We start from the raw sequence: 18,346 nt of genomic DNA on the forward strand, positions 1-18,346 counted from the left end.
TTTAGCCTATATACCTCGTATATAATCGCTTCGCTTCTGCCTTATCATTTGTCCCATGAACAAATGCTCTACCGTCCTTAAAGAGAACAAAACGATACTCCTCAATGAAAAAAGATAGTAAGTACGGTGTTACTTGAATATCCACGCTTTTTTGTAAGCGCTTTTTAATGTCTTCTAGATTAAGAGATTTCGAAACGCCAGGACGGATTTGAACCGTATTTCGTCCACATAATACTTCGGTTTTCATTTGAGATTCAAATGCCAAACTTGGGTACGTACGTAACTTCCCACAGGACGGACAGCTGTCTTTTTTCTGCCTATTCACTTTAAATGCCATATGCTGATTATTCCAAACATCAAATGACAGCATTGTCTCCCGAAGCGCTCCAAAATCTTCTACTAATATTTTTAAAGCCTCGGTTACTTGATGTGCAACGACCATTTGTACTGCCGGCTGTATTATCCCGGCTGTATCGCATGTGGCACCACTTGTCGGATGCTCCATCAAACAGCGGAAGCACGGTGTTTTTCCTGGAATAATTGTATACGTTACGCCATAACTTCCAACACATCCTCCATATATCCAAGGTACATTATATTTTTGTGAAATATCATTAATAAGAAGACGCGTATCAAAATTATCTGTTGCATCTACTATTAAATCTACATCTTGTATGAATTCTTCCATTTCTTGTATCGCCACATCTGTCACAACTGGAATAATCTCAACTTCAGAATTAATCTTCTGTAAATGTTCTGCAGCTGCAATTGCCTTTGGCTTACATTGCTTTGCATCTTCTTCTGTATATAATTGCTGCCGCTGCAAATTGCTCCACTCGACATAATCTCGATCCGCAATGGTCAGTTTTCCGATTCCTGCCCTAACAAGTGCTTCAGCATTGGCAGCACCAAGAGCGCCAGCACCAATAAGCAATACATGCTTTTCTCTTATTTTCCTTTGTCCAGCTTCACCAATACTTGGAAATAATATTTGCCTTGAATAACGTTCCTGCAATGTTTTCCCCCCTTTTTATCCTCCAATATAAGACATTTCAATTTTTGCACGATTTTTCGCGCTTTCTTCCGTCCGCTCATCAGAATATCGGTCTTTTCGATATCTCCATACATCTTGCATAACTTGTAATAACTCATTATCAGAACAATTTGTTCTCAGCAACGCTCTTAAATCCGTACCTTCTGTCGCAAACAAACACGTATAAAACTTTCCATCAGCTGAAATTCGCGCTCTTGTACATGAAGAACAGAATGATTCAGAAACAGAAGTGATAAATCCAACTTCCACATCACTTCCTATATAACGATAACGCTTTGCGACCTCTCCGAAATATTGTGGTTCAGCGGGTTCAATCGGGTATACATTGCCAATCATCTCAATTAATTCTTGTTTTGTAACTACCTGTTCGAAATTCCATCCGTTCGTACTCCCAACATCCATAAATTCAATAAAACGAAGCGGTATTTCCTGTTCTTTAAAATAAGTAGCCATTGGAAGAACTTGACTATCATTCATTCCTTTTTTCACAACCATATTTACCTTTACTTCAAGACCAGCTTCTTTAGCAGCTATAATCCCTTTTAACACAGGTTTCGTACTAATATTCCGTCCATTTATTTTCTGAAATACATGATCTTCTATCGCATCCAAACTAACGTTTACTCGTTGTAAGCCCGCTTCCTTTAATGCTTTTGCTTGTTTTGTCAAATGGATACCATTTGTTGTTAGCCCAATATCCGTTATACCATCAAGACTTGCCAGACGCTTAATCAGCTTCGGTAAATCTTTTCGGAGTAATGGTTCTCCGCCTGTAAGTCTAATTTTCTTTACACCCATGCCAACAAATAATTTTGCTAATCTTTCAATCTCATCAAATGTAAGTAAAAATTCTTCTTGTAAAAAGGCATAATCTGGTCCAAATACTTCGGCCGGCATACAATATGTGCATCTAAAATTACAGCGATCTATAACTGAAATCCGTAAGTCTTGAAGCGGGCGCTCGAAAGAATCTCTCACCTTCTCGTGCATCGTCACCCCTCCTTTTTGCTTCATTCCTATCTTTCTTCATTCTATTATAATATATTTTTGAACTGCGATGTTTTAGCTCGTGTTCTTTGTTTGCTTTTCATATTTTATTTGCCTTCATCATAATCAAGTAATCTAATATTTGTTGTGATATTTCTCACATCATGTGCACCATTCAAAAATTCTTCACAAATCCGTTCGTAATTTGTTCACATTGAAAGAAAAATTCCCCACAAAAAAACCTTGAAACAAACTGTCTCAAGGTAAATACTGTCTATTTATTGAATGAAATCATAATTATAGTAATGCTCTTTATCAGTCATCCACTACTAAAAATTTTCGTGATTTTTTAAATAAGCATATAAAAAAACGAGTATCAAAAAAACAGATTAAATAATCAAGAACTTCCTATATTATTATACTTAACAGATGTTCGCATGAAACATCTACTTCTTTATATAAAAATGAACTTATTTCTTATACTATATAGGAAATATTACTTGCATTTTCATCATACTTACACTCACAATAAAGGATAGACTGCTTGAAAAAGAAAGGTGATTGCTGTGACAAATCGTACGGCATTATCAAATGATTTAAAAGAACTACTTGCATCTGTTGAATATAAAATGAAAGTCAGCAAAGGAAGCTATATTTTTCAAGAAGGTATAGAAGCAAAAGAACTCTATATCATTCGATCTGGAAAAGTACAAATTAGTAAAATTAGCGCTGATGGACAAGAGTTAACACTTCGCATTTGTTCAAAGGATGATATTATCGGTGAATTAACACTATTTGCAGATCATGCAAAGTATTTATTAAATGCAAAATGTCTCGAAGAAGTTGAGATTGGTGTAATAAAACGAGATGCCTTAGAAAAAGCACTGCTTCAAAAGCCAGCTCTTGCGTTTGAATTTATGAAATGGATTAGTGAACATCTAAGAAGAATGCAAACAAAATTTCGTGATTTAGTATTGCATGGAAAAAAAGGAGCTTTATATTCTACACTCATTCGTATGACAAATAGTTACGGTATTTTAAAAGAAAATGGTATCTTGATTGATTTACCTTTAACAAATCAAGAACTTGCTAACTTCTGTGCTACTTCACGCGAAAGTGTCAACCGTATGTTAAATGAATTAAAAAAACAAGGAATCCTTTCTATTCAGAAAGGAAAAATCACAATTCATAATTTACAATTTTTAAAATGTGAAATTTCTTGTGAAGATTGCCCCTCTTCTATTTGTAGTATTGAGTAGTCTCTCTATTTGAGAGGCTACTTTTTCTTTTCTCCTTCACTCTACACGAAAAACACATAATGAAATGTGAAAAACACCACATTTTTACGAAAAAGATTACATTTTGATTTTTGACAATCTGTTGAACTGTGATAGATATCACATCCCTATTTATGCCCTTCTCTTATAGTGAAGATAAGAAAACGAGAGGTATTAAAGGAGTGAGCAGTATGAAAAAGAAATCTTCAGCATTCATGAAACGTTTAAAATATTTTTCGCCAATAGATCGCTATAACGAGAACCATACACAAGAAACATATGAAGATCGTGAATGGGAAAACGTCTATCGCAAAAGATGGCAACATGATAAAGTCATCCGTTCTACACATGGAGTAAACTGTACTGGCTCTTGTAGTTGGAACATTTATGTAAAAGATGGAATTGTAACTTGGGAAGGACAAGAATTAAATTATCCAACTACTGGCCCTGATATGCCGGATTTTGAGCCTCGTGGTTGTCCGCGCGGTGCAAGCTTTTCTTGGTATATTTATAGTCCACTTCGCGTGAAATATCCATATGTACGCGGCGTCCTTTGGAATATGTGGAAAGAAGAACTTCAAAATCATGCATCACCATTAGACGCTTGGAAAAGCATTGTAGAAAATCCTGAAAAAGCTCGCACTTATAAAAGTGCACGCGGTAAAGGTGGATTCATTCGTGCGAACTGGGATGAAGTATTGCAGCTTGTTGCAACCTCCTTACTATATACAGTAATGAAATATGGTCCCGATCGAAACGTTGGTTTCTCACCAATTCCAGCCATGTCTATGTTAAGTCATGCTGCTGGTAGCCGCTTTATGCAGCTAATGGGCGGACCTATGCTTAGCTTCTATGATTGGTATGCTGACCTCCCACCCGCTTCTCCACAAATTTGGGGTGATCAAACGGATGTGCCAGAAAGTAGTGATTGGTACAACTCTGGTTACATTATGACATGGGGTTCAAATGTACCAATGACAAGAACGCCAGATGCTCACTTCTTAGCTGAAGTGCGTTATAAGGGAACAAAAGTCGTTTCCGTAAGTCCTGACTTTGCTGAATCTACAAAATTTGCTGATGACTGGATGAGCGTAAAACAAGGGACAGATGGCGCGCTTGCGATGGCAATGGGGCACGTCATTTTACAAGAATTTTATGTGGACAAACAAGTGGAATACTTCACAAATTATGCAAAACAATATACTGATTTCCCGTTCTTCGTCACATTAAAACAACAAGGAAACCAATTCATAGCAGATCGATTCTTACATGCAAGTGATATTGGCCGTGAAACAAAGCATGGCGAATGGAAGCCTGTTCTTTGGAATGATAACACGAATGATTTTGCTACTCCTCACGGCACAATGGGCTCCCGTTGGGATAACGAGAAGAAATGGAACTTGCGCTTAGAAGATGAGCAAACGGGAGAAAAAATTAATCCGCGCCTTTCTTTACTTGGCATGGAAGATGCCGTTGGTACTGTACAGATTCCATACTTCTCTGATGAAGGGAATCAAATACTAGAACGAACAATTCCAGTGAAGAAAATGAAAACACGAGATGGTGATGTTTTCGTTACAACTGTGTACGATTTAACATTAGCTAACTACGGCGTAAACCGTGGACTTGGCGGGCAAGAGCCAAAAGACTTTCATGATTCGATTCCATTTACACCAGCATGGCAAGAAAACATTACAGGTGTAAAACGAGACTTAGTCATTCAAATTGCTCGTGAGTTTGCTCAAAACGCTATCGATACAAATGGTCGCTCCATGATTATTGTCGGTGCTGGTATTAACCATTGGTTTAACTCTGATACGATTTATCGCGCTGTTTTAAACCTCGTTCTTCTCGTTGGAGCACAAGGCGTAAACGGCGGTGGTTGGGCACATTATGTCGGGCAAGAAAAATTGCGTCCAGCTGAAGGATGGCAAACCATTGCGATGGCAAGAGACTGGCAAGGTCCTCCAAAGCTGCAAAACGGGACATCATTCTTCTATTTTGTAACAGACCAGTGGCGTTATGAAGATACACCAGTCGGTCATTTAGCATCACCAGTTGTCAGCAACTCACGCTATCAACACCATGGTGATTACAATGTATTAGCAGCTCGTCTCGGCTGGCTTCCTTCTTATCCGACTTTCGAAAAGAATGGAATTGAAATTTATAAAGAAGCTGTGGCTAATGGAGCAACGACAAAAGAAGAAATTGGAAAATATGTAGCGCAGAAATTAAAAGAAAAAGAACTGAAATTTGCCATTGAAGACCCAGATAACAAAAACAACTTCCCACGCAACTTATTTGTATGGCGTGCAAACTTAATTTCAAGTTCAGGTAAAGGTCACGAATATTTCTTAAAACATTTACTCGGTACAACAAATGGATTAATGAACGATGATAGCGATTCATTGCGACCAGAAGAAATAAAATGGCATGAAAAAGCCCCTGAAGGCAAACTAGATTTACTTGTTAACTTAGATTTCCGTATGGCTGGGACAGCACTTTATTCCGATATTGTTCTACCGGCTTCAACATGGTATGAAAAACACGATTTAAGTAGTACAGATATGCATCCATTTGTACATCCATTTAATCCAGCTATCGGTTCACCGTGGGAAGCTCGTTCCGACTGGGACATTTTCTGCTCTCTAGCAAAAGCGGTCTCTAAATTAGCAACAGAACTTGATTTTGATCCAATAAAAGAAGTGGTTGCAACTCCGCTTCTTCACGATACACCGCAAGAATTAGCACAGCCGCTTGGCAAGATTAAAGACTGGAGCAAAGGGGAATGTGAACCAATTCCAGGTAAAACGATGCCGCAAATTCATGTTGTCGAGCGTGATTATAAAACACTTTATGACAAAATGACTGCGCTTGGACCAAATACTGGTAAACAACCAATTGGGACAAAAGGTATTTCTTGGTCCGCAGAAAAAGAGTATGAACAGTTAAAGAGTCGCTTAGGAGTCATCCGCACTGATTCTATCGCAAAAGGATGCCCTAATATAACAGAAGCAATCCAGGCGGCAGAAGCAGTCCTTACTCTTTCTTCAACAACTAATGGTCATATGGCTGTAAAAGCGTGGGAGGCTCTTGAAAAACAAACAGATTTAAAATTACGCGATTTAGCAGAAGAACGCGAAGAAGAATGTTTCACATTCGAACAAATTACAGCACAACCAAAAACAGTCATTACTTCTCCTGCCTTTACTGGTTCAGAAAAAGGGGGGCGCCGCTATTCACCATTTACAACAAATGTAGAACGTCTGATTCCTTGGAGAACGATTACAGGACGACAATCATTCTACTTAGATCACGAAATGATGAAAGAATTTGGCGAAACAATGGCAACATTTAAACCAATCTTGCAACATAAACCGTTCCAAAAATCACGTCCGGAAGTAGAAGGAAAAGAAATTACGCTAAACTATTTAACGCCGCATAATAAGTGGTCTATTCATAGCATGTACTTCGATTCCTTACCAATGTTAACACTATTCCGCGGTGGTCCAACTGTTTGGATGAATAAAGATGACGCCGCTGAAGCTAGTATAGCTGATAATGACTGGATTGAATGTTTCAATCGAAATGGGGTTGTTGTAGCGCGCGCAGTTGTTACACATCGCATACCGAGAGGAATGGCCTTTATGCATCACGCACAAGACCGTCATATTAACGTGCCTGGTACAAAATTAACAAGTAACCGTGGTGGAACGCATAATAGTCCGACGCGCATCCATGTGAAACCAACTCATATGATTGGCGGATATGGTCAATTAAGCTATGGCTTTAACTATTATGGTCCAACGGGTAACCAGCGGGACTTAAACGTCGTCATCCGCAAACTGAAGGAGGTAGATTGGCTTGAAGATTAAAGCACAAGTCGGAATGGTAATGAACTTAGATAAATGTATCGGCTGCCATACTTGTAGTGTAACGTGCAAAAACACCTGGACAAATCGTCCAGGTGCTGAATATATGTATTTCAACAATGTGGAAACAAAGCCTGGTATCGGTTATCCAAAACAATGGGAAAATCAAGAAATATATAAAGGCGGCTGGGAATTAAAGAACGGTGAACTTCAGCTTAAATCTGGTTCTAAAATGAAACGTCTACTAAATATTTTTCATAATCCAGATCAACCGACAATCGATGATTATTTCGAGCCATGGAATTATGATTATGAAACGTTAACAAACAGCCCGCAGCGCAAACATCAACCAGTAGCTCGTCCAAAATCGGCAATTACAGGCGAATTTATCGATAAAATTGAATGGGGACCAAACTGGGAAGATGACTTAGCTGGTGGACATATCACTGCCTTACAAGACCCGAATGTAAAGAAAATGGAAGAAGATATTAAGACGGACTTTGAAAACGTCTTTATGATGTATTTGCCTCGCATTTGCGAACATTGTATGAATCCGTCTTGCGTTTCTTCTTGTCCATCCGGTGCGATGTATAAACGTGAAGAAGATGGAATTGTTCTTGTCGACCAAAATGCATGCCGTGCTTGGAGATTCTGTGTATCTTCTTGTCCCTATAAAAAAGTGTATTTCAACTGGCAAACGAATAAAGCGGAAAAATGTACAATGTGCTTCCCACGTATTGAGGCAGGTATGCCTACCATTTGTTCTGAAACATGCGTAGGGCGCATACGCTACATTGGCGTTATGTTATATGACGCTAATAAGGTAAAAGAAGCCGCTTCCGTAGAAAATGAAAAAGACTTATATGAATCCCAACTTACTGTTTTCTTAGATCCAAATGATCCGGAAGTAGCTGCTGAAGCAAAAAAACAAGGAATACCTGAAGAATGGATAAAAGCAGCGCAACATTCACCAATTTACAAAATGATTATCGATTGGAAAATCGCGCTTCCGCTTCATCCTGAATATAGAACAATGCCAATGGTTTGGTATATTCCACCGCTCAGCCCAATTATGAATATGGTCGAAGGGAAAGGAAGCAACTGGAAAGCAGCAGATATTTTCCCTGCAATTGATAATATGCGAATTCCAATTCAATATTTAGCGAATTTACTTACCGCTGGAGATGAATCCCATATTCGACTTACATTGAAAAAAATGGCTGTGATGCGCGCACATATGAGAGCACTACAAATTCAGAAAGAGCCAGATGAAATGGTATTAAAAGAACTTGGATTAACAAAAGAAGATGTAGAAGATATGTACCGCCTATTAGCAATCGCTAAATATAAAGATCGCTTTGTTATTCCAACATCTCACCACGAGCAAGTTGCTGATTTATATCGTGAACAAGGAAGCTGTGGTCTTTCTTTTGCTGGTGGTCCTGGCTCTTGCATGACGCTTTCTTAACTAAAGGAGGTAACAACGATGAAACAAAGTTTACAAACCGCTTTTTCTTGTACTTCCTTCCTTCTCTCCTATCCTGAAGCAGGATGGAGAGAAGCTTTACCCGAACTACAAGAAACAATCCATACGATTACAAATGAAGAAATTCGCACATTACTTACAAGATTCATAAAACAAGTACAGAACAAAACAGATGAGCAACTAATCGACTCTTATGTGTATACATTCGACTTCGGTAAAAAGACAAATTTGTACTTAACTTATATGAATACAGGTGAACAAAGAGAACGCGGAATTGAATTACTAGAATTAAAACAACATTATCAAAAAGCTGGCTTTATGGTAACGGATAAGGAGCTTCCTGATTACTTACCACTTCTTCTTGAATTTCTAGCAAACGCAACTGAAGAAGATTGTGATCCGCTTATAAGTAAGTACATGAAAAATATACAAGCTTTGCATAAGCAATTAAAAGAAGCAAATTGTCTATATGAACCAATCATCGCTTCCGTTCTACTTGCTATTGATGCATGGGATGTACAAACAAATGAGGAAGGAGCGCTCTAAACATGCTGGATCAATTTTTCTGGGTACTATTTCCTTATATCATTTTCGCAATCTTTATAGGCGGACACATTTTTCGATATAACTATGACCAATTTGGTTGGACATCAAAATCTAGTGAACTGCTCGAAAAGAAAATACTTCGAATCGGAAGTCTTCTTTTTCACTTTGGAATTATGTTTGTAATCGGCGGGCATATTATGGGAATTTTAATTCCGGAATCTGTCTATCGCTCACTCGGTATTTCAGAGCATACTTATCATATCATTGCTATTAGCTTCGGACTTCCTGCTGGAATTGCTTCTATTGTTGGATTAGTAATCTTAATGTACCGTCGTTTTACGGTAAAACGCATTATCGCAACAAGTACAAAGGGAGATTATATAGCTCTCATTCTACTGTTCATTGTTATGTTAGCCGGTCTTTCTTCTACCTTTTTCAATATTGATTCAAAGGGCTTTGATTACCGTACAACAATTGGCCCATGGTTCCGCAGTCTGTTCATTTTCAGTCCGAAAGCAGAATATATGGTAGACGTACCGATTTGGTTTAAAATTCATATTATTGCAGCGCTAGGCCTTTTTGCAACTTGGCCGTTCACAAGACTCGTACATGTATTTAGTGTTCCCGTCAAATATTTACGCCGCAGCTACGTAATTTATCGAAAACGCATGCCAATGCAACTTAAGAAATAATCCCCTACAATCAGGGGATTATTTCTTATAAAGTGAAACTTTAATCAGTGGGGGTTTTTTTCATCCCCCACTGATTATGAGCCCTCACCAATCGGGCTGTTACGGGCAGTTAATCTCCCACCTATCTTCCTTGCTTCTCTCTGCATCTTGAGGTGGGAGTCTTACTGCCCTAAAATAGCGGGATAAATCAGGTGCGGAATCAAAAGCATCTGTATTTGGCAATGCTTGCAAAGTTCCAGGGGAATTCTCCCCTTGTAATCCTGTATTTTGACTTTCAGATGTTTGTGTTCCTCTGGTATACGTTGTTGTCACTGTGTCACCTGGTTGTAAGCAAAGATTTGATGTTGTACCAACTACTGTTACAACATCGATGCACGTCGGTCCCACTGCCCCACTATATGTTTTAGAAGCAACAAATGAAGTATCACTTAAATGATCGCCTGTAAATATATTTCCATACTGATTTACAATGACAAATTTTTGAATATGAGCAGACATATTTATTCCTCCTTTCCTTTATGATCCTAATGTTAATTCACTCGTTTCTAATGGCGGGAAAAACTCTGGCGTTCTTGGCGTTTCAGGTTGCATACGTTTGCCATTTAAAAAAGTAGCGATGCTTGCCCCGCCAGCACCAGCATATACTTTTTGGACCCCTAAAGGTGAAAGGTTACAATAATCGCCTACATTCACGTTGCCTCTATTATTGATAATTTTCATCTTGCAAATTCGTGCACCCAAATGATCCCCTCCTTTGTACACTGTATGCATAAGAAAAAAACTTGAAACAGACACGTTTCAAGTTTTTATAAATTCATTATTTAATTTCTCCTTCATATTGCAGCATGCCGCCAACCATATTTACTGTTTTAAATCCTTGCTCATTTAAATAGTGGCATACATTTTCACTGCGCATTCCTGATCTACAAATAAAAATATATTCATTTTCCTTATCAAAGAATTCCAATTTATTTGGAATATCACCCATTTTTATATGTACAGCTTCTGGAATTTTTCCTTGCTCCACTTCTTCATCTTCACGTACATCTACTAGAAATAATGTCTCTCCATTTTCGAGACGCTTTTGTACTTCTTCTGTTGTAATTGTTTTTACTTCTGTCATCGATTGTTCCTCCTTATATACAATAAAACTTTGAAACAGTAGATTTCCTCTTTACTCACCAATTTTAGCATGCTGATGGCTGAACGCAAAGAAATGAAACTGCACCTCTTCTTATTTCTTTCTCAACTTTTTATCAATATTTATACTTTACAAAGCTAATATTCACATTGTATTCTCATAATACTTGTTTTAAGAAAGGAGCGAAGTGATATGACACTTTCATTTCTCTTTATGGGCCTTATTTTCCTTATTCTTGCTATCATTATATTAAATATGAAGAAAAATTATACTAAGCTATCATTTCAAGAAATCTCATTCCTACTTTTATTGCTTAGCATCGCTTTTTTCGGCGCATGCATTGCCACGTATATTTTCCGTTTAAAGTTTGTATAAAGAAAGGTGCTACTTGCTAAATGTGCACCTTTCTTTATACAAAACTAGATATTTTGCGATTCAAAAACTCATACAGTTTCTTCTCAAATAGATGGACCTCCATCACTCCAGCCATATGTCCGTTTGTACTTTCAATCTCATATACTTCTGCAAATTTCCCTTGTTTTTTCAGGCTATCAACCATTTTATAATTATAATGTGCTGGTTGTAATACGTCTTGCTTACATGGAATCATCAGTACATTTGCCTCAATTTGTGAAAGTGCCTCATCCATAGAGGAAAATCCATATGCAATATCATGTAATAATGTTGCCTTTGCAGTATACATCCATGAATTCGCATCTACAAAGTGAATACTTTGAAGCGTTAAACGATCAATCTCTTTCTCAAATGATGTCGGTGAATCAAAGTTTTCATATGGTTTTGTTTCAGTACTATTACGCGGAAATTCCTTTTCATAATACTTAGCATCAAACGCATTGATAAACATCATTTTACTTGCTACATGCAATCCCTTAATTGGTTGTTCTTCCCCATAAGCCCCATCCTGCCATTTCGGATCCAACTGAATGGCGTCAATTGCATTCCGCAAAACATTCACAGATGTTACAACTGGATTTTGCGGATTCGTAATTACACCTATCATTCGTTCGACCATATGTGGATAATGAACCGCCCATTGCTGCGCAATCATCCCACCTGCCGATGGTCCAATTACAGCGTGTAACCTGTTAATCCCTAGTTCTTTTATTAATTCATATTGAATGCGAGCAACATCTAAAAAAGTGAATACTGGAAAATCCATCCCATATTCCAAACCAGTTTCTGGATTCATTGACTTTGGCCCTGTCGTTATAACATACGGATTTTTCACTTGAACATTACAAAGATTATCCGTACATATAACAAAGTATTGATCCGTATCAATTGCTTTTCCTGGTCCAATTAATCCATCCCACCATCCAGGCAGTAAATCATTCTTCGTATACTTTCCTGCTGCATGACTCGTTGCACTAAAATAATGACAAACTAAAATCGCATTGGATTTCTCCTTATTTAACTTCCCATATGTTTCGTATCCCATTTGAATAGGAATTTTCTTTTTATTTGCAAATGTAAATTGTTTCAAAGAAAAACACTCTTTTTTCACATACACGTTCCATTTCCCCTTTCAAACATCTTATTCTTCCAATCTATCTACTAAACACCTCAATTTCTTCATTTACAATGGCAGTTGCTCTTACATATTTGATTATTTTTCATACTCTATCTCAAGCCCCATCATTTTTATAACAAATCTATTTTGCTTATAAAAATGATTACACGTCTCTAAAAGAAAACCTTCTTTTTCATATAACAGTTTTCTTTCCAGACATATGTATAAGAAACAAAATACACCATAAACTAACATCATCTTACATAAGGTAAAGAGGGAGAAAGCAATGATTTGGAACTGGTTACGAAAGAAAAAAACAGCAAAGATCAAAAAAGAAACTGCTAAGCAGGGCAAGCAGCAGCATCTTGTTCCAGCTTCTCAACAAGAAGAACAAAAGCAACAGCCTGTTCAAGAAGCAATCCATACACATACTAGTGACAATAGCATTTATGATTTCAGTCAACCGAAGAAAGAAAAGGTTCACACTCTTCAAGATTTGTTGGAGAAATTGAAAGCATCTAGCGACTTTGTCAATTATCACACATCGGATGATGAAACAATGCCATATTGGATTTCTTACTATCGGCCATCACTTGACGGTGAAAAGTTACAAAAATATTTAATGCCAACATTATTAGAGCGCACATGCTCTACATTAGAAGAGTTGAAAGAGCACATTCCAATGAGTGGAATTACAATTACAAATGATTTGCAAAAAATAGAAGATATGGTCCTAAAGGGGCACGCAATTGTTCAGTTACATGAAAAAGATCAAAAATGTCTGCTTGCAAATATCGCAATTGATAATTATCGAGCACCAACTGCACCATTAAATGAATCAACAGTAGTTGGTCCACAAGAGGGTTTCGTCGAAGATATTGATACAAATATAAATTTAGTCCGAAAACGCCTCCCAGTATTAGCATTACAAACGAAAGAAATTATCGTTGGAGCTTTTTCAAAAACAAAGGTTGTGATGATGTACTTAGACAACCTTGCTGAAAAAGAAAATGTTGCTTTCTTAGAAGAGTCCCTTCGAACAATTAAATATGATCAAATTAATGACAGTTCTTATATTCAAGAATTAATGGGTGAAAAGTCAATTTTCCCTCTCTATATTAATACAGAGCGCACTGATAGAGTAACAAAGGCTTTAATCGATGGAAAAATCGCGATTTTTGTCGACGGCTCACCTAGCGTTTTACTTACGCCCGTCTCTTATTTTGATTTCTTCGTTTCACCTGAAGATTACAACGTCTCTTGGATGTATGCTACATTTTCGAGAATTTTACGTCTGATTGCCGTTCTATTTTCGATTTGTGCAACCCCGTTATATGTTGCGATTTTAAGTTATCATTATGAATTAATTCCAAGCGACTTATTGGAAACATTGATTTTATCCAGAGCACAAGTTCCATTCCCCCCTTTAATAGAAGCGCTATTTTTAGAACTTGCAATTGATTTATTAAGAGAAGCAGGCGCCAGACTCCCAATGAAAGTAGGGCAAACGCTCGGTATTGTAGGGGGGATTGTAATTGGTCAAGCCTCTGTTGAAGCTGGTTTAACAAGTAATATTCTCTTAATTATTGTTGCTTTATCTGCACTTGCTTCCTTTATTACACCTATTTATAAAATGGGAAATGCTGTGCGATTATTACGATTTCCATTTCTGATCAGTGCAGAATTAGGCGGACTTTTAGGCATTGTACTTGGATTTCTTTTTTTATTTACCCATTTATTCCGCCTATCATCTTTACGCAAACCATATGCCCTCTTTTATCCAGCAAGGAAACAATCCTTTAAGGACTCTTGGGTGCGATTTCCTCTGTCTGTAATTGATACAAGAGATGTACAAGCAAGACCACAGCACGTAAAAAAGACTGCAAAAGGTATTCCAATAAAACATAAATCTGATTTTGATGAATAAAGCGAGGTGCATCTTATGAGTAAAGTTAAAACAAAATATCAAATATCACCTATCTTTGTTTTCTTCTTAATTCATGGTGCACAATTTGGAGCGGGGGTTTTAGGCTTTGCACGCATCAACGCAAAGCACGCAGGATACGATGGTTGGATAGGAGTTCTCATTATCGGAATGACCATCCACATTCTCATCTGGATGATGCATTTCTTATTAAAAGAAAATGAGGGGAATTTAATTGATTTACATCAAGAACTGTTCGGAAAGTGGGTGGGAACAGGAATAAACTTACTCTTTATGGCTTACTTTTTCATTGTAAGCATTTCCGTTATCCGAACATATGTCGAAATTGTTCAAGTATGGATGTTTCCTACCGCTTCTACATGGACATTAACCTTTTTCTTCTGCTTACTCAGCTATTACATTATCTCATCGGGATTTCGCGTTATGACTGGCATATGCGTAATTTCTATCGCCGGAATTTTCGGGTATATTTTCCTTAGTTTATTTGTTCTAAAATATGCACATTGGGAAAATTTACTTCCCATATTTTCTCATTCTGTTCAGGATATATTAAAAGCATCACAATCCTCTATTTACACGATGACTGGATTTGAAGTATACCTTATGATTTATCCATTTGTAAAAGGGGCACAAAAGTCTCATAAATTTGCACAATATGGCGCACTATTTTCTAACCTTTTATACGTATTCAGTACTATGCTAGCCTTTGCTTTTTTTAGTGAAAAGCAGTTATTACAAACAATATGGCCGCAGCTTTCTATGACGCAAGTTATTAAACTTCCCTTTATTGAGCGCTTAGAATACATTGCAATCTCTGCTTACGCTCTTGTCATTATGCCAAGCTTCTTACTTCCATTATGGGCTGCAACAAGAGGTACATATGAAGTCTTTCGTGTGAAACAAAAACAGATTTTAATTGCTCTTTTGTTCATTACAATCATTATTTCACAACTATTAACAAATCGACACGATATTAATGATTTTATTAGCATGATATCTCATACGAGCTTTTTTGTTCTTTATATGTACATCCCGATTTTATTTCTTATTATGTGGGTGAAAAGAAAATGGAAAAAATCAAAACAAAAGTAATTCTTCTTTCCTGTTTCTGCATGTTTAGTATGACTGGTTGCTTACAAAAAACAATTATTGATGATATTCAGCTCATTCAGGGAGCGGTTTTTGATACAGCGAAAGATGATAAAGTAAAAGTAACATTTGTTTGTCCTGTGCAGGAAAAAGGAAATAAAGTTCAAGTTTTTGAAGGAGTAGGGAATGCCGTAAAACAAGTAAAAGCCGATACTGCTTTAACATCTTCTCAACCGTTTGCAAGCGGCCAAATGCGCGTTGCTCTGTTCACAATGAACATTGCTAAAAAAGGATTGTCCACTTCATTTGACACGCTCATTCGTGATGTAAATGTCGGAAACGCCTTATATGTTGCCTTATTAGATGGGAATGGGCGTGAACTATTTGAAGAAAAGTATACAACGTCATCAAATGTTGCAATTTATATAAAAAAATTATTGGAACATAATATGCAAACTGGTCCTTTGCCAACTGACAATGTATATTTAGGTGCATTCCGTTATTACCGCGTAGGTCAAGACTACTATATTCCTATCTTAAAAAAAGCAAAGACAAAATAAAAATTACTGGTATTGCTCTTTTCAAGAAAGATAAATATGTCGGAAAAATCAATCACCGAGATCTGTTTGTATTTAAAGGATTAGTTGAAAAACATCGATTAGATTCACAGGAATTCAAAACAAACCCTGGATACACAATCATTAATAATATTCGCTCCGCCCCTACGTACCAAGTACATGTAAAAAACGGTAGACCTTCTTTTCTCATTACAGTGAAACTTGACGCACGTATTCAAGAATTATCCAGAAAATTCAGTTTGGAAAATAAGAAGAATACACAAAAAATTGCTAGATCTATCGAAAAACAACTCAATACAAGAGCAGCAAAACTCATTAAACATTTTCAATCTTTGGATGTCGATCCCATCGGCCTTGGGGCAAGATTTAGGCAGCACTATCGACCATTCAAATTAGAGAAATGGAAAGCAATGTATAAAGATGTACCTATTAAAGTGCAATATAAAGTAAATATTACAAATTCAGGGGTTATTGAATAATAGAATATAACATAAAGATTGAACTCCTCCTTCTAGCATGGTACAACGGAGAAGGGGAGTTTTTTATGCCTTACATAGAGAAAAAGGAGTTACGGGGGAGCTTATGTTAAAAAAATCGATAAAACCTATTTTAAATGGGGTTCTATTTCTCGTGGTCTTTTTATTTGCCCATACATATTTAAAAAACGTTTCTTTCATCCGTTATTTACTCATTGTCATTCCATCACTTCTTATCGGAATATTCGGAATCGATCTCGCTGTATCATTTTTCATAAAGAAAGAAGAATAACAAAGATCTTATGTTACAATGGAATTCGGCACATAGTAAGAAAGGATGAAACAACATGTCTAACGAAAAAGGTCTAGATAAAGGATATGAACTTGTCGCAAAAATGCATGAAGTATTCGGACACCCCGTTACAGATGTACCAACAAAATTAACGGAAGAACGTGCAAAAATTCGTGCAAGCTTTATGCAAGAGGAGTTAGAAGAGTTTTTAGAAGCAACAACTCTAGAAGATCAATATGATGCATTAATCGATCTTATTTATTTTGCATTTGGAACATTTGCAGAAATGGGCGTACGTCCAGATAAAGGATTTGAAATTGTGAACAATGCCAATATGGCAAAGTTATTCCCTGATGGAAAACCACGTTTCCGCGAAGGAGACGGTAAAATTTTAAAACCAGAAGGTTGGCAAGCACCTGAACCACAACTTCGCGCAGAAATCGAGCGTCAACGCCAAGAGGCATTAGCAAAATCATCGAAATAAAATCATATAAAAAGGAGCTATCCAAACGAGATAGCTCCTTTTCACTATTTCTTCTTTTTCTCTGTCGGTTGACTTTGCTTAGCAAAGTTAGATGAATCATCAAAATTCGGCTGTTTTTTACCAGCATTATTACTTCTTCCTTTTCCCATATGTAACACCTCCTCACCTTACTATGCCCAATAAAAAAATCCCCTTGCGCACAAGAGAATTTTTTATATGTGATAGATTCCAATCATTAATATCCGTTATGTCCCGCATGAACATCTGTGCCTTTAGAATCCCTTGTTGCTCCGCCGTACCAAGTTTGATGATGCTGCCCTTGGTGATGGTGTTGACCTTGATGATGATACGTGTGATATGCTGCAGCTTGTGGATATACTTGATGATGTCCATGATGTCCATGGTGTCCATGATGTCCGTGATGTCCGTGGTGTCCATGATGTCCGTGGTGTCCATGATGTCCGTGGTGTCCATGATGTCCGTGGTGTCCATGATGTCCGTAAACACCATATGGATTCACTCCTCCTGTACCTGCTACAACACCAATGCCTGGTGCTGGAAATGCAGTTGGTATACCTAATTGGCTACCCATTACAGCCCCTGGAGAGAATCCTCCTGGAAAACCTGGTGCTCCCCCTGGTATTCCTGTTTGCACACCAGCTACAGATGTCGGGAATCCTCCTGCTCCTCCGCCAATTAACATCGGAGCATAGTGATGGTCTCCACTAATCATAAATCCATGTGGTGCGTTATTATCCATCCCTTTCATTTCTTTCACCTCTTCTTCTCAAGTTTAGTCTACCTTTTTTATCATATTGCACACAATTGAATAGGTGTTTGTCTGTATAGGAATTCATCTTTTTTCCACTAAAAAAGAGCAGCCTTCTTATAAAGGA

At 37.3% G+C, this 18,346-nt stretch carries 16 protein-coding genes and 2 pseudogenes; 11 read left to right on the plus strand and 7 right to left on the minus strand.

Annotated elements, in window-relative coordinates; all coding sequences use genetic code 11:
• Nucleotide 1 precedes the first annotated feature (1 nt).
• Nucleotides 2-1,015 (minus strand): molybdopterin-synthase adenylyltransferase MoeB, encoded by a 1,014-nt coding sequence (locus tag MR063_RS04785; protein ID WP_242194463.1) that lies wholly within the window; start codon nucleotides 1,013-1,015, stop codon nucleotides 2-4.
• Nucleotides 1,016-1,030: 15 nt separating this feature from the next.
• The gene (moaA, locus tag MR063_RS04790) at nucleotides 1,031-2,044 is read right to left on the minus strand and encodes a GTP 3',8-cyclase MoaA (RefSeq protein ID WP_242194467.1); all 1,014 of its coding nucleotides are present in this window, start codon (nucleotides 2,042-2,044) and stop codon (nucleotides 1,031-1,033) included.
• A gap of 563 nt (nucleotides 2,045-2,607) precedes the next feature.
• Here moaA and MR063_RS04795 point away from each other — a divergent pair.
• From MR063_RS04795 to narI, 5 genes are all read left to right on the plus strand, one after another.
• On the plus strand, nucleotides 2,608-3,300 hold the full coding sequence (locus MR063_RS04795) for a Crp/Fnr family transcriptional regulator (protein ID WP_242144200.1): 693 nt from the start codon (nucleotides 2,608-2,610) through the stop codon (nucleotides 3,298-3,300).
• Between the two features lie 209 nt (nucleotides 3,301-3,509).
• On the plus strand, nucleotides 3,510-7,193 hold the full coding sequence (locus MR063_RS04800) for a nitrate reductase subunit alpha (RefSeq protein WP_242194469.1): 3,684 nt from the start codon (nucleotides 3,510-3,512) through the stop codon (nucleotides 7,191-7,193).
• Nucleotides 7,183-8,658, plus strand: a complete 1,476-nt coding sequence (gene narH, locus MR063_RS04805) for a nitrate reductase subunit beta (protein WP_242194473.1) — start codon at nucleotides 7,183-7,185, stop codon at nucleotides 8,656-8,658. The genes MR063_RS04800 and narH overlap by 11 nt, the downstream gene beginning before the upstream one ends.
• Before the next feature lie 18 nt (nucleotides 8,659-8,676).
• A complete protein-coding gene (gene narJ, locus MR063_RS04810) occupies nucleotides 8,677-9,222 on the plus strand; it encodes a nitrate reductase molybdenum cofactor assembly chaperone (RefSeq protein WP_242194489.1) in 546 nt (181 codons plus the stop codon).
• Between the two features lie 2 nt (nucleotides 9,223-9,224).
• Nucleotides 9,225-9,914: a respiratory nitrate reductase subunit gamma gene (narI, locus tag MR063_RS04815; protein WP_242194492.1), complete on the plus strand. Its 690-nt coding sequence runs from the start codon at nucleotides 9,225-9,227 to the stop codon at nucleotides 9,912-9,914.
• Nucleotides 9,915-10,097: 183 nt separating this feature from the next.
• Here the strand turns inward: narI and MR063_RS04820 are convergent.
• The 3 genes and pseudogenes from MR063_RS04820 to MR063_RS04830 all read right to left on the minus strand — a co-directional run.
• A pseudogene (locus MR063_RS04820) lies at nucleotides 10,098-10,412 on the minus strand (hypothetical protein); the annotation flags it as partial.
• 18 nt (nucleotides 10,413-10,430) lie between these two features.
• A complete protein-coding gene (locus MR063_RS04825) occupies nucleotides 10,431-10,634 on the minus strand; it encodes a spore germination protein (RefSeq protein ID WP_396021815.1) in 204 nt (67 codons plus the stop codon).
• A gap of 97 nt (nucleotides 10,635-10,731) precedes the next feature.
• Entirely contained in the window at nucleotides 10,732-11,037 is a 306-nt protein-coding gene (locus MR063_RS04830; RefSeq protein ID WP_242194498.1) for a rhodanese-like domain-containing protein, read from the minus strand.
• Between the two features lie 210 nt (nucleotides 11,038-11,247).
• Between MR063_RS04830 and MR063_RS04835 the strand changes: the two genes are divergently transcribed.
• A complete protein-coding gene (locus MR063_RS04835; RefSeq protein WP_242194501.1) occupies nucleotides 11,248-11,430 on the plus strand; it encodes a hypothetical protein in 183 nt (60 codons plus the stop codon).
• A gap of 34 nt (nucleotides 11,431-11,464) precedes the next feature.
• Here MR063_RS04835 and MR063_RS04840 read toward each other — a convergent pair whose 3' ends face one another.
• Nucleotides 11,465-12,586, minus strand: a complete 1,122-nt coding sequence (locus tag MR063_RS04840; RefSeq protein WP_242194503.1) for a homoserine O-acetyltransferase family protein — start codon at nucleotides 12,584-12,586, stop codon at nucleotides 11,465-11,467.
• Between the two features lie 286 nt (nucleotides 12,587-12,872).
• Here MR063_RS04840 and MR063_RS04845 point away from each other — a divergent pair, with 286 nt between their 5' ends.
• From MR063_RS04845 to MR063_RS04865, 5 genes and pseudogenes are all read left to right on the plus strand, one after another.
• On the plus strand, nucleotides 12,873-14,513 hold the full coding sequence (locus MR063_RS04845) for a spore germination protein (protein ID WP_242194511.1): 1,641 nt from the start codon (nucleotides 12,873-12,875) through the stop codon (nucleotides 14,511-14,513).
• 15 nt (nucleotides 14,514-14,528) lie between these two features.
• Nucleotides 14,529-15,623, plus strand: a complete 1,095-nt coding sequence (locus MR063_RS04850; RefSeq protein WP_242194514.1) for a spore germination protein — start codon at nucleotides 14,529-14,531, stop codon at nucleotides 15,621-15,623.
• Nucleotides 15,599-16,677 (plus strand): annotated as a pseudogene (locus MR063_RS04855) (Ger(x)C family spore germination protein). Before MR063_RS04850 ends, MR063_RS04855 begins: the two are co-directional and overlap by 25 nt.
• A gap of 103 nt (nucleotides 16,678-16,780) precedes the next feature.
• Complete coding sequence (locus MR063_RS04860) at nucleotides 16,781-16,966, plus strand: hypothetical protein (protein ID WP_242194517.1); 186 nt, start codon at nucleotides 16,781-16,783, stop codon at nucleotides 16,964-16,966.
• A gap of 55 nt (nucleotides 16,967-17,021) precedes the next feature.
• Nucleotides 17,022-17,450, plus strand: a complete 429-nt coding sequence (locus MR063_RS04865; protein WP_242194520.1) for a pyrophosphohydrolase domain-containing protein — start codon at nucleotides 17,022-17,024, stop codon at nucleotides 17,448-17,450.
• 235 nt (nucleotides 17,451-17,685) lie between these two features.
• Here the strand turns inward: MR063_RS04865 and MR063_RS04870 are convergent, their stop codons facing one another.
• The gene (locus MR063_RS04870; protein ID WP_396021816.1) at nucleotides 17,686-18,219 is read right to left on the minus strand and encodes a hypothetical protein; all 534 of its coding nucleotides are present in this window, start codon (nucleotides 18,217-18,219) and stop codon (nucleotides 17,686-17,688) included.
• Nucleotides 18,220-18,346: the final 127 nt, after the last annotated feature.

This window comes from Bacillus cereus group sp. BfR-BA-01492 (genome assembly GCF_022662815.1).
Classification (GTDB): domain Bacteria; phylum Bacillota; class Bacilli; order Bacillales; family Bacillaceae_G; genus Bacillus_A; species Bacillus_A cereus_BD.

Coding starts and splice junctions, on each gene's coding strand:
- moaA (WP_242194467.1), bottom strand. CDS start 2,044: ATGCACGAGAAGGTGAGAGATTCTTTCGAGCGCCCGCTTCAAGACTTA.
- MR063_RS04800 (WP_242194469.1), top strand. CDS start 3,510: ATGAAAAAGAAATCTTCAGCATTCATGAAACGTTTAAAATATTTTTCG.
- narJ (WP_242194489.1), top strand. CDS start 8,677: ATGAAACAAAGTTTACAAACCGCTTTTTCTTGTACTTCCTTCCTTCTC.
- narI (WP_242194492.1), top strand. CDS start 9,225: ATGCTGGATCAATTTTTCTGGGTACTATTTCCTTATATCATTTTCGCA.
- MR063_RS04825 (WP_396021815.1), bottom strand. CDS start 10,634: ATGAAAATTATCAATAATAGAGGCAACGTGAATGTAGGCGATTATTGT.
- MR063_RS04830 (WP_242194498.1), bottom strand. CDS start 11,037: ATGACAGAAGTAAAAACAATTACAACAGAAGAAGTACAAAAGCGTCTC.
- MR063_RS04835 (WP_242194501.1), top strand. CDS start 11,248: ATGACACTTTCATTTCTCTTTATGGGCCTTATTTTCCTTATTCTTGCT.
- MR063_RS04845 (WP_242194511.1), top strand. CDS start 12,873: ATGATTTGGAACTGGTTACGAAAGAAAAAAACAGCAAAGATCAAAAAA.
- MR063_RS04850 (WP_242194514.1), top strand. CDS start 14,529: ATGAGTAAAGTTAAAACAAAATATCAAATATCACCTATCTTTGTTTTC.
- MR063_RS04860 (WP_242194517.1), top strand. CDS start 16,781: ATGTTAAAAAAATCGATAAAACCTATTTTAAATGGGGTTCTATTTCTC.
- MR063_RS04865 (WP_242194520.1), top strand. CDS start 17,022: ATGTCTAACGAAAAAGGTCTAGATAAAGGATATGAACTTGTCGCAAAA.
- MR063_RS04870 (WP_396021816.1), bottom strand. CDS start 18,219: ATGAAAGGGATGGATAATAACGCACCACATGGATTTATGATTAGTGGA.